Origin of the sequence: Caproicibacterium sp. BJN0003 (assembly GCF_026314295.1) — a bacterium.
In the GTDB taxonomy this organism is placed as follows: domain Bacteria; phylum Bacillota; class Clostridia; order Oscillospirales; family Acutalibacteraceae; genus Caproicibacterium.
On the sequence record NZ_CP111108.1, the window covers coordinates 1,400,362 to 1,426,239 of the forward strand.

Annotated in this window: 21 protein-coding genes; 2 read left to right on the forward strand and 19 right to left on the reverse strand. The window is 43.3% G+C overall.

The genetic code is table 11. The features are described 5' to 3' along the window. Nucleotides 1–5: 5 nt before the first annotated feature. The 16 genes from guaA to OP489_RS07100 all read right to left on the reverse strand — a co-directional run bounded on the left by guaA (nt 6) and on the right by OP489_RS07100 (nt 20,848). Nucleotides 6–1,544, reverse strand: a complete 1,539-nt coding sequence (gene guaA / locus OP489_RS07025) for a glutamine-hydrolyzing GMP synthase (RefSeq protein ID WP_266161213.1) — start codon at nt 1,542–1,544, stop codon at nt 6–8. A gap of 48 nt (nt 1,545–1,592) precedes the next feature. Further along, entirely contained in the window at nt 1,593–3,425 is a 1,833-nt protein-coding gene (gene glmS, locus OP489_RS07030) for a glutamine--fructose-6-phosphate transaminase (isomerizing) (RefSeq protein ID WP_266161214.1), read from the reverse strand. Between the two features lie 90 nt (nt 3,426–3,515). Continuing rightward, on the reverse strand, nt 3,516–4,793 hold the full coding sequence (locus OP489_RS07035; RefSeq protein ID WP_266161216.1) for an adenylosuccinate synthase: 1,278 nt from the start codon (nt 4,791–4,793) through the stop codon (nt 3,516–3,518). 187 nt (nt 4,794–4,980) lie between these two features. Further along, nucleotides 4,981–6,360, reverse strand: coding sequence for an adenylosuccinate lyase (gene purB / locus OP489_RS07040; protein ID WP_416232473.1), 1,380 nt, complete (start codon nt 6,358–6,360; stop codon nt 4,981–4,983). Between the two features lie 66 nt (nt 6,361–6,426). Then, nucleotides 6,427–7,881 (reverse strand): amidophosphoribosyltransferase, encoded by a 1,455-nt coding sequence (gene purF, locus OP489_RS07045; protein WP_266161219.1) that lies wholly within the window; start codon nt 7,879–7,881, stop codon nt 6,427–6,429. 147 nt (nt 7,882–8,028) lie between these two features. Next, on the reverse strand, nt 8,029–8,733 hold the full coding sequence (purC, locus tag OP489_RS07050) for a phosphoribosylaminoimidazolesuccinocarboxamide synthase (protein WP_266161220.1): 705 nt from the start codon (nt 8,731–8,733) through the stop codon (nt 8,029–8,031). Nucleotides 8,734–8,791: 58 nt separating this feature from the next. After that, nucleotides 8,792–12,010: a carbamoyl-phosphate synthase large subunit gene (carB, locus tag OP489_RS07055; protein ID WP_266161221.1), complete on the reverse strand. Its 3,219-nt coding sequence runs from the start codon at nt 12,008–12,010 to the stop codon at nt 8,792–8,794. Continuing rightward, a complete protein-coding gene (locus tag OP489_RS07060; protein ID WP_266161223.1) occupies nt 12,007–13,083 on the reverse strand; it encodes a carbamoyl phosphate synthase small subunit in 1,077 nt (358 codons plus the stop codon). The genes carB and OP489_RS07060 overlap by 4 nt, the downstream gene beginning before the upstream one ends. A 95-nt stretch (nt 13,084–13,178) precedes the next feature. Then, nucleotides 13,179–14,399 (reverse strand): LL-diaminopimelate aminotransferase, encoded by a 1,221-nt coding sequence (locus OP489_RS07065; RefSeq protein ID WP_266161225.1) that lies wholly within the window; start codon nt 14,397–14,399, stop codon nt 13,179–13,181. A 76-nt stretch (nt 14,400–14,475) separates the two neighbouring features. Then, nucleotides 14,476–15,309, reverse strand: a complete 834-nt coding sequence (gene dapF, locus OP489_RS07070; RefSeq protein WP_266161227.1) for a diaminopimelate epimerase — start codon at nt 15,307–15,309, stop codon at nt 14,476–14,478. Nucleotides 15,310–15,636: 327 nt separating this feature from the next. Beyond that, nucleotides 15,637–16,482: a patatin family protein gene (locus OP489_RS07075; protein ID WP_323135401.1), complete on the reverse strand. Its 846-nt coding sequence runs from the start codon at nt 16,480–16,482 to the stop codon at nt 15,637–15,639. 8 nt (nt 16,483–16,490) lie between these two features. Further along, nucleotides 16,491–16,970, reverse strand: a complete 480-nt coding sequence (gene rlmH, locus OP489_RS07080) for a 23S rRNA (pseudouridine(1915)-N(3))-methyltransferase RlmH (protein ID WP_266161228.1) — start codon at nt 16,968–16,970, stop codon at nt 16,491–16,493. Between the two features lie 11 nt (nt 16,971–16,981). Then, nucleotides 16,982–17,773, reverse strand: coding sequence for an MBL fold metallo-hydrolase (locus OP489_RS07085; protein ID WP_266161229.1), 792 nt, complete (start codon nt 17,771–17,773; stop codon nt 16,982–16,984). Nucleotides 17,774–17,831: 58 nt separating this feature from the next. Then, nucleotides 17,832–19,115, reverse strand: coding sequence for a UDP-N-acetylglucosamine 1-carboxyvinyltransferase (locus OP489_RS07090; protein ID WP_266161231.1), 1,284 nt, complete (start codon nt 19,113–19,115; stop codon nt 17,832–17,834). 384 nt (nt 19,116–19,499) lie between these two features. Continuing rightward, nucleotides 19,500–19,958, reverse strand: coding sequence for a transcriptional regulator NrdR (nrdR, locus tag OP489_RS07095; RefSeq protein ID WP_180340536.1), 459 nt, complete (start codon nt 19,956–19,958; stop codon nt 19,500–19,502). An 83-nt stretch (nt 19,959–20,041) separates the two neighbouring features. Beyond that, nucleotides 20,042–20,848 (reverse strand): sugar phosphate isomerase/epimerase family protein, encoded by an 807-nt coding sequence (locus tag OP489_RS07100; protein WP_266161233.1) that lies wholly within the window; start codon nt 20,846–20,848, stop codon nt 20,042–20,044. A 125-nt stretch (nt 20,849–20,973) separates the two neighbouring features. Here OP489_RS07100 and OP489_RS07105 point away from each other — a divergent pair, with 125 nt between their 5' ends. Continuing rightward, nucleotides 20,974–22,899 (forward strand): ABC-F family ATP-binding cassette domain-containing protein, encoded by a 1,926-nt coding sequence (locus OP489_RS07105; RefSeq protein ID WP_266161234.1) that lies wholly within the window; start codon nt 20,974–20,976, stop codon nt 22,897–22,899. Nucleotides 22,900–22,949: 50 nt separating this feature from the next. Here OP489_RS07105 and OP489_RS07110 read toward each other — a convergent pair whose 3' ends face one another. Beyond that, nucleotides 22,950–23,201 carry an HPr family phosphocarrier protein gene (locus OP489_RS07110; RefSeq protein WP_266161235.1) on the reverse strand — a complete coding sequence of 84 codons (252 nt, stop codon included), beginning with the start codon at nt 23,199–23,201 and terminating at the stop codon, nt 22,950–22,952. Nucleotides 23,202–23,338: 137 nt separating this feature from the next. On the opposite strand from OP489_RS07110, the gene mtaB reads away from it, so the two are divergent. Then, nucleotides 23,339–24,622, forward strand: a complete 1,284-nt coding sequence (gene mtaB, locus OP489_RS07115) for a tRNA (N(6)-L-threonylcarbamoyladenosine(37)-C(2))-methylthiotransferase MtaB (protein ID WP_266161236.1) — start codon at nt 23,339–23,341, stop codon at nt 24,620–24,622. A 56-nt stretch (nt 24,623–24,678) separates the two neighbouring features. Here mtaB and OP489_RS07120 read toward each other — a convergent pair whose 3' ends face one another. After that, complete coding sequence (locus OP489_RS07120) at nt 24,679–25,233, reverse strand: nitroreductase family protein (protein WP_266161237.1); 555 nt, start codon at nt 25,231–25,233, stop codon at nt 24,679–24,681. A 122-nt stretch (nt 25,234–25,355) separates the two neighbouring features. Then, on the reverse strand, nt 25,356–25,814 hold the full coding sequence (locus tag OP489_RS07125) for a VOC family protein (RefSeq protein WP_266161239.1): 459 nt from the start codon (nt 25,812–25,814) through the stop codon (nt 25,356–25,358). Nucleotides 25,815–25,878: the final 64 nt, after the last annotated feature.

The window sequence follows — 25,878 nt, forward strand, 5'->3', positions numbered from 1 at the left end:
CTATATCATTCCCACTCGATTGTGGCGGGTGGCTTTGAAGTAATATCGTAAACGACACGGTTCACATTTGGCACTTCATTAATAATTCTACTGGAAACCTTTTCTAGAAGATCATACGGCACCCGCGCCCACTCTGCGGTCATGAAGTCAGAAGTCGTTACCCCGCGCAGCGCAATCGTATTGGAATAAGTTCTGCCATCTCCCATAACACCTACACTACGGATACCGGTAAGAACCGCAAAATACTGATTAATCGACCGGTCAAGCCCCGCATTTGCGATTTCCTCCCTAAAAATTGCGTCTGCTTCCTGCAAAAGTGCTACCTTTTCTTCTGTAACTTCTCCGAGAATTCGAATTCCAAGCCCCGGTCCTGGGAATGGCTGCCGCCAAACGAGAAAATCCGGAATTCCAAGTTCTGTACCAACTTTGCGTACTTCGTCTTTAAACAGATCACGCAGAGGTTCAACAAGTCCTTCGAACCCGATATCTTTTGGAAGGCCACCTACATTATGATGGCTCTTAATGACTGCTGCATTTCCGGTTCCACTTTCTACTACATCGGGATAAATTGTTCCCTGACAGAGGAATTCTACTTTCCCAAGTTTTTTAGCTTCCTCTTCGAAGACACGAATAAAACCTTCTCCGATAATCTTTCGTTTCTTCTCTGGTTCTGTGACCCCTTTAAGACGACTTAAAAACTTTTCTCCAGCATTTACACGAATTAAATTGATGTCAAATTGCTTGCGAAAAACCTGTTCAACCTCATCGCCTTCATTTTTCCGCATCATTCCATGATCCACAAAAATACAGGTCAAATTCTTTCCGATCGCTTTGTGTACCAAAACTGCAGCAACACTGCTATCTACTCCGCCGGAAAGTCCGCAGACAACTTTTTTATCCCCTACTTGCGCGCGAATGGAAGCAACTGCTTCCTCAACAAAAGAACTCATCACCCAATCGCCATTGCACTTACACGCTCCATAAAGGAAATTTTTCAAAATCTGCTGTCCATATTCGGTGTGCTGCACTTCCGGATGCATCTGAACCGCATAAAGATTCTTTTCCAGCTGTTCCATCGCCGCTACCGGGCAATGTACACTTTTGGCTGTAACGGAAAATCCTTTTGGCACCGCAGCAATATAATCAGTATGACTCATCCAGCAAACCGATTTTTCAGGAACATCACGGAAAAGGACAGTATCTTTTTCATGTGCAAATTCGGTATGACCATATTCACGCACTTCACTCTTGCAAACTTTTCCACCAAGCAAATAGGCCATTAACTGAGCTCCGTAGCAGATTCCTAAAATTGGTATTCCCAGTTCAAAAATCTGAGGATCACAAGAGGGCGAATCTTCGCCATAAACACTGTTGGCCCCTCCAGTAAAAATGATTCCACAGTATCCTGCTTCTTGAATCGCTTTAAGTGAGGTCTTATAAGATTTTATCTCACAATACACATTACATTCACGAACACGTCGGGCAATCAGTTGACAATACTGACCGCCAAAATCCAAAACCAGAATTTTTTCTTTTCTTAACATCTATTTTTCCCCCATCGGAAATCCGACGAACTTTCAAGCGGTCGGAATTTATTCAACCGTTACAGATTTTGCAAGATTCCTTGGTTTATCAATGTCACAGCCTTTTAAAGATGCTACATAATAAGCGAACAGCTGCAGAGGAATCACCGCCAACGACGGCAGCATCATATCACAGGCCTGTGGAACACAAAATTCATAATCTACCTGTTCCTTCTTAATCCGCTCTTTATTTGCTTCTATAGTCAGCCCCCATACAACAGCTCCGCGGGCTTTTACCTCTTTTACATTGCTCATCAATTTGTCAAAAAGAATATTCTGTGTTGCCAATGCAATAACAAGTGTCCCATCTTCAATCAGGCTGATTGGACCATGTTTTAGTTCGCCGGCTGCATATGCTTCAGAATGGATATAAGAAATTTCCTTCAGTTTTAAGCTGCCTTCCAGACTCATTGCATAATCAAGATTTCTGCCAATAAAGAAGACATTCTTGGAATTGAATTCACGGCTTGCAAGATACTGTATTTTGCTCTTTTGCTCCAAAATTTGCTGAACTTTTTCAGGGAGCGCCTTGAGCTCGTTGATATAATATTGATAATGGACAGCGTCAATCGTTCCTAAAAGATCGCCCATATAAATGGTCAACATATAAATCATGGCAAGCTGCGTACTATATGCCTTAGTGGAAGCAACTGCAATTTCCGGACCTGCCCAAGTATAAAGTACATCATCCGACTCGTTTGCAATGGAGGAGCCAACTACATTGACAATGGAAATTGTGCGGGCGCCTAACTTTTTAGACTCTCTCAAAGCAGCCAACGTATCTGCCGTCTCGCCGGACTGACTGATCACCAAAACTAAAGTCTTATCATCAATCAGCGGCGTACGATAACGAAATTCGGAAGCAACATCCACCTCTACCGGCTTACGCAAATGTTTTTCCATGATATACTTTGCGACGACGCCAACATGATATGCAGTTCCACACGCAACGATAAAAATTCGATCAAACTCTTCCAGCTGCTTTTTGGTAAGCTTTACATCGTCCAAAACGATTTTCCCCTCTTTAATGCGGGGCTTAACGGTATCACGAATCGCTTTTGGCTGTTCCATAATCTCTTTTGCCATAAAGTGTTCATATCCACCTTTTTCCGCAGCAGAAATATCCCAGTCAATATGTTCTGCTTTTTTGGGGATCCGCTCTTTATTGGTATTATAAACTTCTACGCCCTGACGAGACAAAACCGCAATTTCATTTTCCTCTAAGCGATTAATTTCTCTGGTACGGTTGAGAATTGCCGGTACATCAGATGCGATATAATTCTCTCCATTTCCGAGGCCAATAATCAAAGGACTATCTTTTCTCACCGCATAAAGGTGCTCCGGATCATCTTCGCAAATAATCCCCAGCGCATATGCTCCTTCTATCCGATTCAGCACTTTGATCAGAGCATCAATCACACTACCCTCGTAATAATATTCTAAGAGCTGTGCAACCACTTCTGTATCAGTCTCAGAAACAAACTTAGCGCCTTTTTCAATCAAAAATTCTTTTAAAGAAATGTAATTTTCAATAATTCCATTATGGACGACCGCAAATTTTCCAGAGCCGCTAACCTGTGGATGTGCATTCACATTACTAGGGGCTCCGTGAGTTGCCCAACGAGTATGGCCAATTCCAACCGTTCCTGGGACATCCACCCCATTATGAATCAGTTCCTCTAATACTTTTAAACGCCCCTTGGTTTTCGCAACTTGAAGGTGCGTTCCATTATAAACTGCAACACCGGCTGAATCATATCCGCGATATTCCAGTTTTTCAAGACCGGTCAACAAAATCGGTGTCGCCTGATCATCTCCAATATATCCGACGATCCCACACATAAGGGTCACTCCTTTCAAAACACTTCTAAGAACCAAAGCAGCGCCAGCACCTTTTAAACATCCGATGCTGACGCCTAGCTTTTGGTCACATTAACGATAGATAATATCGCTGCGCGAAGGTCCGTTGGAAATCATCTTAAATGGCACCCCAACAGCCTTTTCCGCAAATTCAATATAGCGGCGGCAATTCTCCGGCAAATCTTCATACTTCTTAATTCCCCGGATATCACACTTCCAACCCGGCAGCTTTTTAATCACCGGCTTGCAGCGTTTTAGTTGTGCAGTCGGCGGGAAATAATCGATCTGTTTTCCATCCAACTCATAAGCAACACAAACCGGGATTTCATCCAAATACCCCAAGACATCCAGAACAGTAAACGCAACTTCTGTAGCATACTGAGCACGAACGCCATAACGCGTTGCGACTAAATCCAGCCAGCCAACACGACGAGGTCTGCCAGTAGTGGCACCAAACTCTCCGCCATCGCCGCCTCTACGGCGCAATTCATCTGCTTCGTCTCCAAAAATTTCACTGACAAATTCTCCTGCACCTACTGCGCTGGAATAAGCCTTGACAACCGTAATGATGTCTTTGATCTCATAAGGCGGAAGTCCCGCACCAATCGCTCCATAGCCTGCCAGCGTATTAGAAGAGGTCACCATTGGATAGATACCGAAATCCGGATCTTTCAAAGAACCAAGTTGGCCTTCCAGAAGGATCGTTTTATCTTCTTCCACTGCTTTATGCAGCAATTCGAAAGTATCTCCAACATAAGGATCCAACATTTCTTTATATTTCATCAGCTGACTATAAACTTCTTCTACTGTCAGTTCCGGTTTATGATATAAATTCTTAAAAAGTGCATTTTTGATTGCAACGATCCGTTCAATGCGATCTTTTAAAGATGCTTCATCTCCATAAAGTTCTGCAATCTGGAATCCAATTTTTGCAAATTTATCCGAATAGAACGGAGCAATTCCGGACTTTGTAGAACCATAGGATTTTCCGGCAAGACGTGCTTCCTCATAAGTATCCTGCAAAATATGATACGGCATTACAACCTGTGCCCGGTTGGAAACTACAATGTGTGGCTTTGGCACTCCGCGAGATTCCAGATCGGCAATTTCTTTTACAAACCGTTCCGGACTTAAAGCGACTCCGTTACCTATTACATTTGTAATATGATCGTAGAACACACCGGAAGGAAGCTGATGCAGGGCAAATTTTCCATAATCATTGATAATGGTATGACCTGCATTTGCGCCTCCCTGAAAGCGAATGACAATATCGGAATTGGCAGCTTCCACATCCGTAATTTTACCTTTTCCTTCGTCGCCCCAGTTAGCTCCTACAATTGCTTTAATCATAAATAAACATCTACTCCGCCGCGCCGCTACGGGAACTCTTTGGGCTGCCCTACGGCTGGATTTAGACAGCCTTATTGTTTAATTTAACTGTATCAACCCATACAGTTTAGCATAAAATGACCTAAAAGAAAAGCTTATAACCGAAAATTCATAAAATGGTCACGCTTTTCCCAAATAACTTTTCTTTTTAAACCGTAATCTCTTCCGCCTGATCTTTAAGCGTTTGATACCGCTGCAAAACAGGTGCAACCGTTTCGTTTAAAAATTCAGTTGTTTGTTCCGGCGCACGGCCTACATATTTCTCAGGCTTTACAATTTTCTTTAATTCTTCCATTGTAACCCCAAAGGCCGGGTCCGCAGCAATTCTTGAGAGCAGGTCATTTTCTCCGCCCTCTTCTTTGACAACACGGCTCGCTGCCATGGAATGGACCCGAATCTTTTCATGCAGTTCCTGACGATCCGCTCCGCGCTTCACGGCATCCATCATGATATTTTCGGTCGCCATAAAGGGCAGTTCCCTCTCTAGATGTTGGCGGATCACCTTCGGATAAACCACCAAGCCATCTGCAACATTGCGGTAAAGATTCAAAATTCCATCCACAGCGAGGAACGCTTCCGGAACTGAAATCCTCTTATTAGCAGAATCGTCCAACGTACGCTCAAACCATTGGGTTGCTGCCGTAATACAGGGATTGAGGCTATCCACCATCACATAACGGGATAAAGAAGCAATCCGCTCACTGCGCATCGGATTGCGCTTATAAGCCATCGCAGAAGATCCAATTTGATTCTTTTCAAACGGCTCTTCTACTTCTTTGAGATGCTGCAGCAAACGAATATCATTGGAAAATTTTGAAGCAGACTGCGCAACTCCGCAGAGAACTCCCAGGACCTGACTATCCACTTTTCTAGAATAAGTCTGTCCGGAAACCGGATAAACATCGGAAAAGCCCATTTTTTCAGCGATTTTGCGATCCAGCGCCTTTACTTTTTCATGATCACCGTCGAAAAGTTCCAAAAAGCTTGCCTGTGTCCCGGTCGTTCCCTTGCTGCCAAGGAGCTTCATTTTACTGATGCGGTACTCGATTTCATCTAAATCCAGCAGCAAATCCTGCATCCAGAGTGTTGCGCGTTTTCCGACCGTTGTCGGTTGTGCCGGCTGAAAATGCGTAAATGCCAATGTCGGAAGATCCTTATAACGGTCGGCAAAATTTCGCAGAACACGCAGAACTTCCACAACTTTATTCCGGACAATTTTCAGTGCTTCCGTCATTAGGATCAAATCCGTGTTATCTCCTACATAGCAAGAAGTAGCACCCAGATGGATAATCGGCTCTGCCTTCGGACACTGCTGTCCATATGCATAAACATGGCTCATCACATCATGACGCACCAGTTTTTCACGAGCTTCGGCAACCTCATAATTAATATCGTCCTGATGGGCTTTGAGCTCATCAACCTGCTCCTGTGTCACCGGAAGTCCCAGTTCCATCTCAGACTCTGCGAGTACAACCCACAAACGACGCCAGGTACGAAATTTTTTATCAGGAGAAAACAAATATTTCATTTCCTTATCTGCATAACGGGCGGATAAAGGAGACTCATAGGTATCTTTCAAAAGAAGTCCTCCAAATCACTTAATTTTCTGAATTGGCCTGCAATAATCATTCATTTTATCTGCTATATTAAAGTCAGGCGTCGGCGCGGGATAATGGCCTGAGAAGCAAGCATCGCAGAACCCATCTTTAATTCCGAGCATCGCCGGCAAATTTTCAACATGCAGATAATCGATAGAATCCGCAAAGCTCATCTTGCCGATCTCTTCCACCGTATGATGGCACGCAATCAGATTGGATTTATCCGGAATATCTGTTCCGTAATAGCACGGCCATAAAAACGGCGGTGAGCTGATTCGCAGATGCACTTCTTTTGCACCGGCCTTTTTCAGCATAGTGACAATATGAGCACAGGTGGTTCCACGCACAATGGAATCATCCAGCATCACAACTCTTTTTCCGCGGAAAGCATCCGGAATCAAATTCAGTTTTAACCGTACACTGCGTTCCCGTTCCAACTGAGTCGGTTTAATAAAAGTACGACCGATATAGTTATTCTTAACAATTCCCTTTTGATAAGGAATCCCTGAAGCTTCTGAATAACCGATTGCTGCATCAATACCCGATTCCGGAACACCGATTACGATATCGGCATCCACTGGGCTCTGCTGATAGAGTAAATGTCCTGCACGTTTTCTCGCTTCATAAACATTGATTCCATCAATTACGCTATCCGGACGCGCAAAATAAATATATTCGAATACGCAAAGTGATTTTTTCACATTGACCGGATCATGAATTGTCTTAAGACCGCTTGCGTCCGCCATGACAATCTCACCGGGTTCTACATCACGGACGAATTCCGCTCCAACTGCATCCAGGGCACAAGTTTCTGATGCAAAAACATACGTTTTATGTCCGATTCTCCCGATAACAAGCGGGCGGAACCCATGAGGATCACGAGCCGCAATCAGCTTTTGCGGGCTCATAACGATCAATGAATAAGACCCTTGAATCTTTGGTAATGCACGATGGACTGCCTCTTCAATAGAACCGCAGTTTACACGTTCCTGCGCAATCAGGTATGCAATCACTTCGCTGTCGATCGTTGTCTGAAAAATGCAACCCTTTTGCACCAAATCCTGCTGAAGCTCATATGCGTTTGTCAGCGTCCCGTTGTGTGCAATTGCCAAAGTTCCCTTTACATACCGCATTACCAAAGGCTGTGCATTCTCTCGAATACTGGCACCGGCCGTCGAATAACGCACATGTGCACAAGCCATCTGGCCAGAGAAGCTGTCCAAGGTCTGTGTATTAAAAGCTTCTGAGACTAATCCCATATCTTTTGAATACGAGAATACCCCGCGATCATTGACTACAATTCCGCAGCTTTCCTGTCCGCGATGCTGCTGCGCCAAAAGTGCATTGTACGCTGCATAGGCTACATTGACGTCACCATCTGGACAACTAATGCCGAAAACGCCGCATTCCTCATGTGGCTTATCGTCATAAAGAAACTGTGTCGTGTTCAAAAACTCACCATCCTAATCAATCACGAAATCCCCTAAAAATTCATTTACAGAATTTTTGGGGGCTTTCTTTTTGTTTCTTATTGGGAAATCGGGAAATCCCCCACTGGAAAAATATCCGGTGCGGGATTTCTGATTTTTCATAAAATCTTACAGACCGATCCGCTTCATAACTTCTGCATAAGCTTCTTCCACACCACCTAAGTCGCGGCGGAAACGGTCCTTATCCAGTTTTTCGTGAGTCTTAACGTCCCAGAAGCGGCAGGTATCCGGGCTGATTTCGTCAGCCAAAAGGATCTTGCCCTCAAAACGGCCAAACTCCAATTTAAAATCGATCAGATCAATTCCAACAGACAGGAAAAATTCTTTCATCAGCTCATTGATACGCAGCGTCATCTTACGGATGGTAGAAATTTCTTCTTGAGTAGCCCAGCCCATTGCAAGGACATGAGAATCATTTACCATCGGATCATCGAGCGGATCGGATTTATAACAAAACTCTAAAACCGGGCAAAGCAATTTTTTGCCTTCTTCAACGCCGAGGCGCTTGGAGAAAGAACCCGCAGCAACGTTGCGGACGACCACTTCCAGCGGAACAATCTGTACTTTTTTCACCAGAGTATCGCGGTCAGAAAGTTCTTTAACGTAGTGAGTTGGGATACCGTCTTTTTCAAGCATTTTAAACATAAAATTGCTCATCTTATTATTGACAACGCCTTTGCCAACAATGGTACCATGCTTTTTGCCGTTAAATGCAGTTGCATCATCCTTATAGGATACAATGCAGTATCTCGGGTCATCGGTTGCAAATACCTTTTTGGCTTTTCCTTCGTACAGTTGTTCTTTCTTTTCCATTTTCATTTACCTCCGTTAAAGTAAAATATCGTTTGACTGATCCTATGATTGATCCTATTTAAACTAAATTTAAAAATGTGCTTACATGCGTAATGTCCACAACGGAAAGTTCCGTCGTTTCAACATGGCGTGCACATGTTAAAAACGCATTTGCGGTATCAAGTGATGTCAGACATGGAATTCCGGCTTCTACCGCATTACGGCGAATCAGGAAGCCATCCCGATCGTGCTGCATACCCTTACTCGGTGTATTGATTACTAAATCAATCTTTCCAGACATGATCAGATTAATAATATCATGCTGATTCATTCCCACTTTATGAGTCCGAATCGTCGGAATCTCATGATCATTAAGATAATCAGCCGTACCCTGTGTTGCATAAATCGTCCAACCTAGATCATAAAGTCCCTTGGCAATCGGGAGGACTTCTGCCTTATCACTGTTCTTCACTGTAATAATAACACGGCCATTCTTGATCATATGTGTTCCGGCGCCATAAAACGCTTTGATCAGCGCTTCATCATAGGTGCGGGCAATTCCAAGAACTTCACCGGTGGATTTCATTTCAGGTCCCAGATTGACATCAGCGCCATGAATTTTCTCAAATGAGAAAACCGGCATCTTAATGGCAATGTAATCATGCGGTTTCTGAAGGCCATACTGATAACCCATCTGTGGCAATGTCTCTCCGAAGAAAGTGCGCACTGCCAGCGGCACAATCGGAATTCCGGTCACTTTGCTGATATAAGGAACCGTTCTAGATGATCTCGGGTTCGCCTCAATGATATAGACAACTTCATCTTTCACAATAAACTGAACATTAAGAAGCCCTTTAACCTTTAAAGCTTTTGCAAGTTTACGAGTATCTTCAACAATGGTCTCCTGTGCTTCTTCACTGATTCCAATGGCAGGATAAACGGAAATGCTGTCACCGGAATGAATCCCAGCACGCTCAACATGCTGCATAATTCCGGGGATCACCGAATCGGTTCCGTCACAGACAGCATCAACTTCCACTTCGGTTCCCATGATATACTTATCAACCAGGATCGGATGTTCCTGTGCAATCTGATTGATAATTCCAATCTGATTGACAATATCGGAATCTTCATAGGCAATCTGCATGCCCTGACCGCCAAGGACATAACTCGGACGAACCAAAACAGGATAACCAAGTTGATGCGCCGCGTTTAATGCCTCATCGCAGGTAAAAACTGTATGCCCTGCCGCACGGGGGATCTTACAGTCATTGAGGATTTCATCAAACCGTTCCCGATCTTCTGCAAGGTCAATACTGTCGCTGCTGGTTCCGAGAACTGGAACGCCCATCTTTTCGATAGAAGCTGCCAGACGAATGGCTGTTTGGCCACCAAACTGACAGACAGCACCATCCGGCTTTTCCAGTTTTACGATATGGAGGATATCTTCTTCCGTCAGTGGTTCAAAGTACAGTTTATCGGCAATATCAAAATCGGTAGAAACCGTTTCGGGATTATTGTTCACGATAATCGTCTCATAACCAAGATCTTTTAATGCCCACACACTGTGCACGGAACAAAAATCGAATTCAATTCCCTGCCCGATACGAATTGGGCCGGAACCGATAACCACGATCTTTTTGCGGCGGCTTTCAGGCTTAGATTCGTTCTCAATCCCATAAGTGGAATAATAGTACGGAGTCTCTGCTTCAAACTCGGCAGCACAAGTATCGACCATTTTGTAAACCGGAGCAATTTCCCACTCGTCCTGCATTTTTCGAAGCTCGTCCACAGATTCACCGGAAAACTCAGAAATTGTACGATCCAAGGACCCCATGCTTTTTGCTTTCAGAAGAAGCTTTTTTGTCATCTTCTGCTCAGAAAGTGCTTTTTCCATCTCGATAATTGCAGTTAACTTTCCGATAAACCAGAGATCAATCTTGGTGATCTCGTGAATCTTTTCCGGAGAATATCCACGGCGTAATGCTTCCGCTACCGTCCACAGACGACGATCATCCACATTGTGTACCCGCTCCAAGATTTCTTCATCCGAGAAGGAATCCAAACGATGATCTTTTAAGCTGAAGAGGTTTTGCTCCAAACAGCGAATCGCCTTCATCAAAGCTGCTTCAAATGTTGGGGCAATTCCCATCACTTCGCCGGTTGCTTTCATCTGCGTCCCCAGCACACGCTTTGCATTTACAAATTTATCAAACGGCCATTTAGGGATCTTTACAACACAATAGTCCAAAGTCGGCTCAAAGCAAGCATACGTCTTTTTCGTGATTGCATTTTTAATTTCATCCAAAGTGTAGCCCAAAGCAATTTTACTCGCTACTTTTGCAATCGGGTACCCGGTTGCCTTACTTGCAAGTGCAGAAGAGCGGCTTACACGGGGATTCACTTCAATTACACAATACTCGAAGCTGTCCGGATTGAGCGCAAACTGCACATTACAGCCGCCCTCGACCCCCAGCTCCTGAATAATATTCAAAGAAGCAGTACGCAGCATTTGTGTCTCTTTATCGGCAAGCGTCTGACATGGTGCTACCACGATGGAATCACCGGTATGAACGCCAACCGGATCAAAGTTTTCCATATTGCAAACGGTAATGCAGTTTCCATTATGGTCGCGTATTACTTCATACTCAATTTCTTTCCAGCCTTCAATAGAACGCTCGATCAGTACCTGATGTACACGGCTACGGTGCAGACCAAGTGTCCCGATCTCTTCAAGTTCCTCTTTTGTATGAGCAATTCCGCCGCCGCTGCCGCCCAATGTATAAGCTGGACGCACAACAACCGGATACCCAATTTTATCAGCTGCAGCAAAACATTCGTCAAGACTCTCTGCAATCACAGATTTCGCGCACGGCTGGTCAATTCGCTCCATTGCTTCTTTGAAAAGTTCGCGGTCTTCCGCCATACGAATCGTATCGGCACTCGTACCAATCATTTCTACATGATGCTCTTTTAAGAAGCCGCTTTCCTCCAGCTCAACTGCAAGGTTCAATGCATTCTGTCCACCCAGTGTCGGTAAAATGCTGTCGGGCTTTTCTTTAATGATTACTTTCTTAACGGTTTCGATGGTCAAAGGCTCGATATATACCTTATCAGCGATTTGCTTATCGGTCATGATCGTCGCTGGGTTGGAGTTGATCAGAATGACCTCTATTCCTTCTTCTCGAATCGCACGGCACGCCTGCGTTCCTGCATAGTCAAATTCCGCCGCCTGTCCGATAATAATAGGGCCGGACCCTATGATAATTACTTTTTTAATTTCCGCACGTTTACTCACAGGGCAGCACCTCCAATCAGATTCATAAAGCGATCAAAAAGGAATCGCGTATCATGTGGACCACCTGCTGCCTCCGGGTGAAATTGTACGGTGAAGACTCGACCATTCTTATAATCAAATCCCTCAATACTGCCATCGTTCATGCTAATAAAGCTTGGCTCAGCGATCTTCGGGTCCATTGTCTTAGCATCTACGACAAAGCCGTGATTCTGTGAAGAAATATAAACTCTGTTGGCTTTTAGGTCCTTGACTGGATGATTGATTCCGCGGTGACCATATTTCAATTTATAGGTATCTCCGCCATTGGCAAGTGCCATCAGCTGATGTCCCAGGCAAATTGCAAAGGTCGGTGTTCCGGAAGCATAGATCCGCTTGATTTCTTCAATCGGCTTTTTGCAGTCCTGCGGGTCTCCAGGCCCATTGGTTAACATAATTCCATCCGGCTTCCACTCTTTGACTTCATCATAAGAAGCGTCCCAAGGAAAACATTTTACTGTCGCGCCGCGCTCTGTTAAACAGCGAATAATATTCCCTTTAACGCCATAATCCATCAGCGCAATTTTCACGCCGCCATCGCCGTATATTTTGCCGCCGCGGATACTGACTTTCGGCACATAGCTTTCCATTTTAAAATTCTCGATCTGCTTTTTCATCGCTTCGAGGTCGATCGAATCGCCATACGCGATCATGCCGCGCATTGTGCCGCTCTCCCGCAAAATTCTGGTAAGTGCACGGGTGTCGATTCCCTGTAAACCGGGAATCTGATAGCGCTTTAAATAATGATCTAAGTCAATATCGCAACGGAAATTACTTGCTACATTCGAAACTGAATGAACAATATATGCACTCAGCCACGGACGTGTAGACTCAGCATCCTGATAACAGATTCCATAATTTCCGATCATGGGGTAAGTCATCACAACACTCTGCCCGGCATAAGAGGGATCTGTAAGAAGTTCCGGATATCCGCACATCGCACTGTTAAAAACAATTTCGCTTACAACATTGTGCTCATCGCCAAATCCGGTTCCTTCAAAGGTCATCCCGTTTTCCAACATTAGTAATGCCTTCATTCAATCACCAACCATTCTTTTAAACTCATCTTCTAAATTTCCCAGTTCCGCACAAAGAGAGCCCTTGAATCAGGGGCCCTCTTTACAGATAAACTCTATTTTTCTTTTGAAAAAGCATCTACAATTAGTTTAACTGCTTTCTCCGTATTTTCCTTGGTATTAAATGCGGTCAGGCGGAAAAATCCTTCTCCTGCCATTCCAAATCCGCTTCCGGGAGTACCAACAACACCGCATTTTTCTAAAAGCTGATCAAAGAATTCCCAGCTGGTCATTCCTTCAGGAACTTTCAGCCATGCATAAGGGCTATCCTGACCACCATAAACAGTGAATCCAGCTTTTCTGAATCCGTCTACAATAATGTGGGCATTTTGTTTATAATAGGCAATGTTTTCACGGACCAATTTCTGTCCTTCTTCAGAATAAACAGCCTCTGCCCCACGCTGTATTGGATAAGAAACACCATTCATCTTTGTGGACTGGCGGCGACTCCAGAGACGATTCATGGAAACACCATCAATCACAAGCTCTTTTGGAATCACTGTAAACGCACAGCGGGTACCGGTAAACCCAGCCGTTTTACTGAAACTACGGAACTCAATCGCACACTTCTTTGCACCCTCGATCTCATAGATGCTGTGCGGCACATTAGGGGTAGAGATAAACGCTTCATATGCTGCGTCATACAGGATAACCGCCTGATGATCCAGTGCATACTGAACCCATTTTTCGAGCTCCGTTTTTGAAATGCTAACGCCAGCCGGATTATTAGGGAAACAAAGATAAATCATATCCACATTCTGCTTTGGAAGCTGAGGCAAAAAGTCATTTTCCTCTTTGCAGGGCAAATAAACAATCTTGCTCCAACCTTTTCCTTCTGTATAAGTTCCTGCTCTGCCGGCCATCACGTTGGTATCTACATAAACAGGGTAAACCGGATCACAAACTGCAACGACATTATCAACGCTGAAAATATCCCCGATAGAGCCGGTATCGCTTTTAGCTCCATCACTAACAAAGACTTCATCTTCTGAAATGTCTAGTCCTTTGTAATCATGAGTAACAATTGCTTTTCGAAGAAACTCATATCCGGATTCCGGTCCATACCCGTGAAAAGTCTCCGGGTGCCCCATTTCCTCTGCCGCTTTTTTGATTGCGTCTACAACCGGGCGTACCAAGGGACGAGTTACATCACCGATTCCAAGCCGAATAATCTCTTTTTCCGGGTGAGTTTTCTGAAAAGCTTCTACTTTTTTTGCAATGTCTACAAACAAATAACTTGCAGGAAGTTTTGCCAGATTTTCATTTGCTTTTACCAACGCTAAAACACTCCTTTTGTCTGCTACTATAGAATAAAAATCATCTATTTTTTTCTATGTTAATATTAAATCATTATCAAATTTCAATTTCTCCGTCAAAAACAGTCACTGCCGGGCCTTCCATCCAAACGGTATTTTCTTTTTCGTCCCAGCTTACCTGTAAATCTCCGCCGCGCAGATGCAGCAGCACACTGTGACAGGTAATCCCGTTTAAGATACAAGCAACTGCCGAAGCGCACGCTCCGGTTCCGCAAGCCCAAGTTTCTCCGCTGCCACGCTCCCAAACGCGCATATTTACCTCGTGATCAGAAAGCACTTCAACGAACTCCGTATTGACTCTCTGCGGAAACACTGGATGGCGCTCAAAGGAAGGCCCAATCGCTGCTAAATCAAGAGCAGCAACGTCTTTTACAAAAGTCACACAATGAGGATTTCCCATAGATACGCAGGTGACGTGATATTCTTTTCCATTCACCAAAAGCGGCACATTGACCGCCCGGTCTCCTGGAAAATCCGCTGGAATCTGAGCAGGGTTCAAAATCGGGGCTCCCATATTGACACGTACCGATTGAACAGTGCCATTCTGAACATTCAGATAAAGCGTTTTCACTCCGCTTTGGGTATCGACCCGCAGCACATCTTTTTTGCAGATTCCATGATCATACACATATTTTCCAACACATCGAATTCCATTGCCACACATCATGGCACGAGAACCATCCGCATTATAAATATCCATTTCACAGTCTGCCTGTCTGCTCGGTTTAATCAGAATGATTCCATCTGAACCAATTCCGAAATGCCGGTCTGACAAACGAATGCTCAAGGCTGCCGGATCCGGGACCTTTTCTTCAAAGCAATTAATATAGATATAATCATTCCCGATCCCCTGCATTTTTGTGAATCTCAAGAAATCACCCCTTCTTGTTTTCAAAAATAGAAAATGGCAAAGCCGCCCTGTTTTCAGAACCTCCTTGCCATTTAAACTGTATTCGTTTTGACTCTCATATTTTATTATATTTTACAGGTTGTGTCAATGTTTTTTGCCTTCTAAAAGAGGCATTTCCTTTTCTGCACAAGTTTTGCGGATTTTTTGCTGAATTTTCGAGAATTTGCATAACACTTTTTAAAAAATTTCATTGTAATTTTAAAAATCTCTTAAAATGTAATTTTATTTTTTGGAATTTTGAAGACTATTTTTTCTATTTATGCAGAATCTTTTAGACCATCGACTGTCTTACTGCTCTAAAAAAGCTTCGATTGCTTCTGCATCTTTGAACCCTTTCTGATAAAGATGCTCCAGCATATTTTTATTTTTAGTAAGCGTATTAATTCCGGCAATCTGGTCCGGCGCTATAATCACAGCCTTCCCTTTTTCCTCCAATTCTTTGGCAAAAGCAACGCCCTCGTTGTACCTTTTGGCCCGAAGATGAAGGTTTCGTGCTGCTTTCGGATATCTACGACGCAGAATACGTGCAAAATGATCATCTCCACCGGAAGTACGAATTAAATTCCGCGGTTTTGTCAAAATTACAACGACGCGCTCACAGCCATCCTGCAATGCCTTTTGCACCGGAACCGGATCACTGAGCGCCCCATCAAAATAAAGAGTTCCATGGAAAGGATAAGGACGGCAGACAACCGGAATCGCAGAAGAAGCGCCCAGAATTCCGTAATCATCCTTTAAAAAGTCATTTTTATCAAAATATTTTACTTTTCCGCTCACTGCTTCAGAAGCAACTACTTTCATTTCTGCTGGGTTTTCTACAATTTTTGGATAATCCAAAGGATATTCTCCATCCGAATTGCTGAGGACCCCATAGACATAATTAAGGTCCAGATAAGATCCCCCATGAACCAGATTATGTAAGCTCATGTAATTTGGTCGAAAGGCATAATCGCGGTAATACCGTAGATTTCTTCCGCGCTGACCTGCGAGATAGGCCACAATATTTGCGCTGCCTGCAGACACCCCGATACATTCGTCAAACTTGATCTCTTTCAACAAACAATAATCAAACACACCGGCTCCATAGATTCCTCGCAGTCCGCCGCCAACATCAACTACTCCTGTTTTCATCATGATTCGCCTCATTTATGATATTTTCCATGATTCAAAATTTGAAAAGAACGATAAATTTGTTCACAGAGCATCACCCTTGCCAACTGATGCGGAAACGTCATCGGTGACATCGAAAGACGCAGATTTCCTGATTCTTTTACGGAATCATCAAGCCCAAAGCTGCTTCCGATTACAAAAGAAATGGAACTGACTCCAGAAACTGCTTTATTTTCAATCCATTTTGCAAGATCCGGAGAGGAAATCTCTTTTCCCTCAATACAGAGTGGAACTATTTGTGTATTTTTGCACTCAGAAAGAATATGCTCCCCTTCTTCCCGTAATGCCGCCTTAATTTGAGCTGCGTTTGGATTTTCCGGTAAACGACACTCCGGCAATTCCCGAATGGAAAATTTTGCAAAGCTCTGCATACGTTTTTCATACTCATTGCAGGCCAAACGCCAATACGATTCTTTTAGTTTTCCGATACAAACAATTTGTACATTCAGCATTTTTCCTCTCCTTAAAACACCGTAAAGTTTCCGGGGTTTTCCCGAGGTGCTACTGAAAGATCAAAATCCGTTCCCTGATTCATCCCTTCCATCGTGAGCGCACAAAGCGTTGTCTGCAGTGCAATCTCCGGCGTATTATTTTCACGGCTCAAATGTGCAAGAAAGAATCTGGCTGCCCCCATACGAACAAGCTCCGAAACAGCATCTGCACAGGCAATATTGGAGAGATGTCCAGTATCTGAAAGAATCCGCTTTTTAAGTGAGTATGGATATGGTCCATTTTGAAGCATTCCCACATCGTGATTGGATTCAAGGACTACCAAATCGGCTCCCATAATATGGCACCGTACTTCTTCTGTAAAATGGCCGAGATCGGTTGCAAAAGCAGCGGTTCGTCCATCTGACGTTTCGACTCGGTAGCCAACTCCTTCAACACAGTCATGCGGAACATGAAATGGCGTAACGCGCATTCCTGCACAATTAGTCCCATCCCAGTCAAGCGGCAAAGCACGAAAACTTCCATTGGCAATTTTTAAGTTTTCCAATGCTCCAAGCGTTCCATTCGATGCATAGACCGGAACTTTTAAGCGGGAAGCCAAAACTCGCAGTCCCGAAACATGGTCCGAATGTTCATGTGTTACAAAAATTGCCTGGATCGTTTTAGGATCAATTTCGCACAATTCCATGCGCTGAATCAGCTGTTTGGCGCTTCGACCGGCATCTATTAAAATTCCTGCTCCTGCAGAGCCTATGTAATAACTGTTTCCGCTGCTTCCACTAAACAGTGGGCAAAATCTCGCCAAATTGCATTTCCCCCTAATAAAGAAAAAGGGATGACCAATTGTCATCCCTTAAGGATTTTTATACCACCTGTGCTCCTATGGGATTTTCTTCCGTAACCCGTTCAATCTGACCCCCCAGAGCCTGAATCTTCTCAACGATGTGCTCATAACCGCGTTCGATATAATGAATCCCTTCGATCGTGCTGGTACCATTTGCAGCCAAAGCCGCAATCACCATTGCTGCACCAGCGCGAAGATCACATGCGTGTACGGGAGCCGCATTGAGATGATCAACTCCCTCAATCACTGCAAGTTTTCCATCAACCGAAATCTGAGCGCCCATTTTGCGCAGTTCTTCCACATAGCGAAAACGATTGTCCCAAACGCTTTCATTTACCATGCTGGTTCCATTCGCCAGAGAAAGCAAAACCGAAAACTGCGGCTGCATATCTGTTGGAAATCCCGGATGTGGCATTGTTTTAATATTACATTTGTTGAGAACTCCCGTGCTACGTACACGGACAGCCTCATCAAACTCTGTCACTTCGACTCCCATCTCTTCCAGCTTCGCCGTAATGGATTCCAAATGTTTCGGAATTACATTTTTCACCAGTACGTCTCCACCAGTCGCAGCGGCAGCGACCATATAAGTCCCAGCCTCAATTTGATCCGGAATAATAGAATAGGTTGTCCCACAGAGATGATCCACTCCATGAATTTTAATCACATCGGTACCGGCCCCACGAACATCTGCGCCCATTGTCGTCAAAAAGTTTGCCAAATCAACGATATGCGGCTCTTTGGCTGCATTCTCAATCACCGTCATGCCCGGAACTTTTGCTGCTGCCAGCATAATGTTCATCGTCGCGCCTACTGAAACGACATCCAGATAAACATTTCCACCGTGCAGATGGTCACTCTGTACATCTACCATGCCGCCGGAAAGCGTATAAGAAGCCCCCAATGCGGCAAATCCTTTTAAATGTTGATCAATCGGCCGCACTCCAAGATAGCAGCCACCTGGCAATGGAACCACCGAATGATGAAATCTGCCCAAAAGTGCTCCCAAAAGATAATAAGAACCACGAATTTTATGCGACAATTCATAAGAAGCCACATAACTATTCATAGGGCGGGGATCAATTTCCACAGTAGTATGGTTAACCCAACGAACCTTTGCCCCCAAGTCACGCAAAATATGCAGCATAGAAGCAACGTCTGTAATCTCCGGTATATTTTCCAAGCGGCACACATCATCAGATAATGCCACCGCAGGTATAATAGCAACCGCTGCATTTTTAGCTCCGCTAATATTAACTTCGCCTTCCAAGCGGCGGCCGCCTGTAATTATAAATTTATCCAAACTCAGCACTCTCCCATTTTTAAAGAGAAATCTTTCAGCTCTAACTCTAGTATACTCTGTTTTTATCATTCAAACAGACTCAATTATCAAAATACAATATTTTACAATTTTTCATCTCAAAAATTGCAATTATGTAAAGTTATCTATAAACACTTTTTTATATTAATACAAAAATAAAAAAATGTCAATCCTGTTATTTTTTCTATTATTTTTGTTTTCTTTCATAAAGCGGGAGAATATTCGAACTGCAATTTTTCCCATGTCTTGAGAATCAATAACAAGTAAAAATGGTTACCTGCCATCTAACCTCACCATAAAAAATGATGTGTACTGCAAAATAGACAATACACATCATTTTAAAAGATCAAAAGTCTTTCCATGTTTTTATTTTTTATTTTTCATGATACGACTGAGTTCTTCCATAAAAGTATCGATATCCTGAAACTGACGATAAACCGACGCAAACCGAACATAAGCGACTTCGTCGATTTTCTGCAGTTGTTTCATGGCATATTCGCCAATTAAAGAAGACGGAACTTCTCTATCCAAAGAATTTTGAAGCATGTTTTCGATTTCATCCACAACACGCTCCAGTTGATCTACCGAAATGGGCCGCTTTTCACAAGCACGCAGGAGACCATTCAGCAATTTATTTCGGTCAAATGTTTCGCGAGATTTGTCCCGCTTAATAACGATAATTGGAACCGTTTCAATGATTTCATAAGTCGTAAATCTTTTTGCGCATTTAAGGCATTCCCGGCGGCGGCGAATTCGCTCTCCTTCATCTGTCGGCCGAGAGTCAATCACTTTGCTTTCTTCATTTCCACAATATGGACATTTCATCAGCCTACCTCCTTATTATAATCCAACATATTCCAACACATAATCCCAATATTATTTATTATAACACGAATTTTTTCTGAAATTCAAGATGATATTGTGTAAAAATATTTTTGAATTGATTCTGCCTTTTGCTTCGCCTCAATCAGATCCTGACGACCACCAAAATTCTTCCGATAAACTTCAATAATTAAGTTTCCTTTATAGTTCTGCCGTTTGAGCTGTCTCATCAGCCGACCATAATCCATAATTCCCCGGCCTGGCAGCAAACAATCTTTTCCGGGCTTATGATCATTCAGGTGGATATGTACTAATTGTTCTCCCATCTGTGCACAAGTCTCAAACGGATCATGACCAGACCGCACTGCTTGTTTCAGATCAAGAACAAATGCGCAGTCCCCGTGCAGATAAGACCGCATACGGTGCAAAAATTCTGGATTTTCGCTGCAAAATGCATTTACATTTTCCTGCGCAAATGTGACTCCATAAGTTTTTCCAAGTTCAAAAAGGCGATGATATCGTTCAAAATAGATCTCTTCCGGAATATCCCCTGCGCGCTCTTTTCTCTGTCCGTGCAACACTAAAATTTCTGCGCCCAAAAATGCCGCTGCCTCAAAATACTGGCGATAAAATTCCATACCGTCTTCAAACCGACGCTCATAGGCCGAAAAAAGCAGGAAGCTCTCAAAACCTGATGTAAACGGATGCAGACTTAAAATCTTCGCGCCATGGCTTTCCGCCTGAATTTTAAGCTGGTCAAGATATGGATGGTGTAACTCGGAAAACGTATTAACGAACACTTCAAAAAAGCGAAAGCCACAATTCAGCAGCTTTTCAAATCCGTTTTCCAATGCTTCCGGATAAAAGCAAGCGGTCGAAATCCCGATTTGCACGCAATCATCTCCTACCGAATTATTATATCATTGCTCCATGCCCCCGTAAAGCGATTATCTTGATTTTAGAAAATTGTTTCTGTATAATAAGACGGTGTATGATTTTTTGAAGGGGGGATTTTTGAATGGGGTTGATGAGCGTAAGCGGACTGTCAAAATCATTTGGAGTTGAAACAGTTTTTCAAAATGTCTCCTTCGAAATTCAGCAAAATGACCGGATCGGTCTCGTGGGGGCAAATGGCAGCGGCAAAACAACACTTTTAAAAGCGCTGACTTTAGAGCAGCCTGCCGATGAAGGAACTGTTTCAAAAGCCAACCGTACACAAATTGGATACATGGAGCAACATGTTTGCCGTGATTTAGAAAGAAGTGCCTATGCAGAAGTTCTGACCGTCTTTTCCGATCTTCTCAAAATGGAACGGAATCTGGAAGAAATCGGACATGCTATTGGCGCAGGCAGCCCGGATATGGATCATCTCATTGAACGTCAAAGTCTGCTCAATGATACATTCCTTCGTCGAGGAGGATTAACCTGCCGCGCAAGAGCGCGCAGCACTCTTCTCGGACTTGGTTTTACCGACGAACAAATGGGGCAGCCGATCGGCGTTTTAAGCGGCGGCCAGCGTGCAAAACTTCAGCTTGCCAAGCTTCTGCTAAGTTCTTCCAATTTGCTTCTTTTGGACGAGCCCACCAACCATCTTGATATTTCCAGTGTTGAATGGCTGGAAGACTTTCTCCGAAATTTTAACGGTGCTTTTTTAGTAATTTCCCACGACCGATATTTTCTTGATAAGCTCTGCAACCGTACTTTTGAACTTTCCAACGGACATCTAACCTGTTACAAAGGCGGATATTCCTCTTATCTTTCACAAAAAGGGGAAAACGATCTGACGGTAACCAGACGCTACGAAAATACCCAGCGGGAAATTCATCGTCTGGAAGGCGTTGTAAAACAGCAGCGTCAATGGAATCGAGAAAAGAATATTCGTACGGCTGAAAGTAAGTTAAAAGTAATCGACCGTCTGCAAGATTCCCTGGAAATCCCTGAAAGTGCTGCACAATCCTTGCATTTTCATTTTTCGATCAAACAGCGCAGCGGTGATGAAGTTTTAAAGGCAAAAAGCCTCTCCCTCACTTTCGGTAAAAAACCGCTTTTCGAAAACATTGACCTTGATATTCGCCGTGGAGAACGCGTCTTTTTACTCGGTCCTAACGGCTGCGGAAAAACTTCTCTACTGAAAACGCTGTTGGGTCAGAACAAGCCGGACTGCGGGACAATCATTTTTGGAAGTGGTGTCTCAGTCGGATATTACGATCAATTACAGACTGGACTTCATCCAGAAAAAAATGTTTTGGATGAAGTTTGGGATTCTTACCCCAACCTTACACAGACACAAGTTCGCAGCGCATTGGCTGTTTTCCTGTTTCAGGGAGATGATGTCTTTAAATCCGTTGCAACTCTTTCCGGCGGTGAACGCGCCCGGGTATTGCTTTTGAAGCTGATTCTTTCCCGTTCTAATTTTCTTCTTTTAGATGAGCCCACTAACCATCTCGATATTCCTTCCAGTGAAGCGCTGGAAAATGCGCTGCTGGATTATGAGGGTACTCTCTTAATTGTTTCGCATGACCGTTATTTAATCAATAAACTTGCCGACCGCATTTATGATTTAAGACCGGATCGTGCTGTCCCTTACAAAGGAAACTATGAAGACTTTCTGGCAGAACAGAAAAAGGAACAGACAGCCTCGGAAGAATCCGATCTGTCTGCCCCTAAAAAAGAAAACTCCTATCAGCTCCGCAAAGAACAGCAAGCTCATTTGCGAAAAATGAAAGCAGATTTAGGTAGAACAGAAAATCGGATTGAGGAAATTGAAAACAAACTTCAAGCGCTTAATGAGCAACTGCAATTACCAGAAGTAGTCAGCGACTATCAAGCGACATTGGAACTGACGAAAAAAATCAATGCACTGCAAACAGAAAACGAGAATTTAATGTCTTTATGGGAAACACTTTCTAAAGAAGTCGATACTGCAGAAAATGATGTAAAATAAAAGATAAAAAAAACTGTCGCTTAAAAGCGGCAGCCATGTTTGTCACGTTCTCACGATTCTACTTCAGTTTGCTGGAACTCTTTGATCTTTTGTGCAAAAAGTTCTTTTTGCTGTTCATTACACTCGTCAACTTCCACTGTAATCGGTTCACTGAGATTCAAGCTGAATACACCCATAACGGATTTTGCATTCATTTTATACTTATCTGTACAGAGATTGACCTCAAATGGAAAACTGGACACAAGCGAAACAAATTTTTTAACATCATCAATGTTTGACAGATGAATTTTAGCTGTATACATGTTCACCAAACTCCTTTCTTCATCTGAGCCTTTTTGAAATCTTTCCAATTTTAGCGCATCATTTTAAAAAATTCAAGAGAATTCTTTATAATCTCTTAATATTTTTGTAATTGCTTTTTAGAAAGTTGGACTATCTTATGAACATTACCGCAATCACACTCGGCTGTAAAGTAAATCAATATGAGACCGAAGCTATGCTTTCTATGGCAGAAAATTCCGGATTTACTGTCTGCGAAGGAGACTGTGCCGATATTGTTTTAATTAACTCCTGTACCGTCACAGCCACCAGTGACCACAAAGTTCGTCAAACGCTTCATCGCGTGAGAAGGAAGAATCCCACTTCCATCATTATTTTGACTGGCTGCATGCCACAGGCCTTCCCTGAAAAGGCGGCCGCACTCGATGATGCCGATATTATCCTTGGAAATTCAAACCGCAGCTCATTAATTCCCCATATCCATGATTTCCTGACACATCGTGAGCGAATCATCGATATTGAACCCCACGGAGAATCCTTCGAGTCTATGCAGGTAACAGAATTTCATGAGCATACACGCGCTTTTGTCAAAATAGAAGACGGCTGCAATCGTTTCTGTTCCTATTGCATTATTCCCTATGCACGCGGACGAGTTCGATCCAAGCCGTTATCAGAATTAAAAGCAGAACTTTCCGAGCTTGCAGAAAACGGGTATCGCGAAATTGTGCTCACAGGAATCAATCTCCCCGCTTATGGGCAGGACATCGGGGCAACTTTATGTGATGCCATTGACACAGCCTGCGAAATCAGCAAAATCCACCGAGTTCGTTTGGGCTCTCTGGAACCGGAACAGTTAACTCCTCCGGTAATCGCACGGATGGCTGCGCAAAAGAAGCTCTGCCCTCAGTTCCATCTTTCTCTGCAAAGCGGTTGTGATAAAACTCTGCGTCGAATGAATCGTCATTACACAACAGAGGAATACCGGGAAATCGTTCAGAACCTTCGTGCGGCATTTCCAAATGCTGCGATCACTACTGATATCATGGTCGGTTTTTCAGGAGAAACGGAAGAAGAGTTTCAGCAAAATCTCGCTTTTGAACAGGAAATTGCTTTTTCAAAAGTTCATGTATTTCCTTATTCCAGACGTCCAGGCACTAGAGCATATGAAATGCCGGAACAGGTAAGCAATGCCGAAAAAGAGCGCCGTTCTGCTGCCATGATTGCGGCAGCACACAAAACACAGCAGGCTTTTCTAAAAGCGCAGGTAGGGCTTTGTGAAGAGGTGCTGTTTGAGCGTTCTTGCGCAAAAAATGTCTATGAAGGATACACTCCAAACTATACTTTGGTAAGAGCGGTAAGCAGCGATGATCTTTCCGGAAAGCTCTTGATGACAGAAATTTTAACTGCAGAATCCGGCTTTTGCACCGGAAAAATTCGGATATGATTTCATAACGCATGCAAAAAGGGTGATAGGCACTAAAGTTTACCTATCACCCTTTTTTATTTTGCTTTTAAAAGGATCTCGTTCATGGGTTTACGTGGACGCGGATTTGGTGACTCTGCCGGATAACCAATTGCAATGGAACAAACTAGCTGCATGGATTCACAGCCAACCGACTGACAGATTTCTTTTTGTGTATAAACAGTATCCCTAATCCAGAGAGCTCCAAGTCCCAAATTTACAGCCTCCAAACAGATATGCTCTACCGCAGCCCCAATTGAAAGTAAATCTCCCGTCATCCAATGATCATCATCATCTTGCCGAAAAACTAAAATAAGCACAGGTGCTTCTTTGATCACACGAGCTGAATTTTTAGAACTGTTCGCATAATTTGGAATCTCAATATCATTTTGCTCGAAAAGGTTCAGCATGATTTGGACCACATGGTCTTTTTGTTCCCCTTTGAGCACCATAAACCTCCATGGCTGTCGATTCTTAGCAGACTGGCACAAACGGGCACACTCTAAAATCTTTTCCATTTTTTCGTTCTCTACATCGCGTGCTAAAAATTTTCGGATGCTTCTTCTTCTTTCAACCACCGACTCCAATTCCATCAATCACACTCCCTTTTTAAGCTTTTTCTCATTATATAAATGATAATCAAGAATTTGTCAAGAGTTTTCTCTTGCTCTTTTATTCAATATCCTGCAAAGCAAAAACTTTAATGGCTCTATAATCAATCTTTTGTTTTTCTCCAGCTTTGCAATTCAATAATATTTCCCTCCGGGTCTTTGGCATATACAAAAACAGCTTCTATACTATTAGGATAAGCCGCAGTAACAACCTGCCCCATAGCACCTCCACCAGCGTTTATCACTTCTTTTAAGGTGGCTTCTACGTCATCCACTTCAAAGGCTATATGTGCTATTCCCGGACGGTTAATCTCTGCCGGTATTGCTCCTTTCAACGTATCATAAGAGAATATTTCCAAGGTTGGATGATCTTTATTATAACCTGGCAAAAGAAGATGCTCACCTGTAATATGTGCTTCTTTTAAACCGTTAAGCTTGTCCAACCACGCTCCTCGAAGATCACGCGTCTCGTTGATGCTTTGACAATGAAATACCGTCTTATAGAAATCTACCAGCTTGCTTGCATTCTTTGCAATAATATTGGTATGAACGTATCTAAACATTTTTAATAGCTCCTTTCCTCTCTGCCAATTAAGTTAATTTCAATTCAAGTATAACATAAAAGAC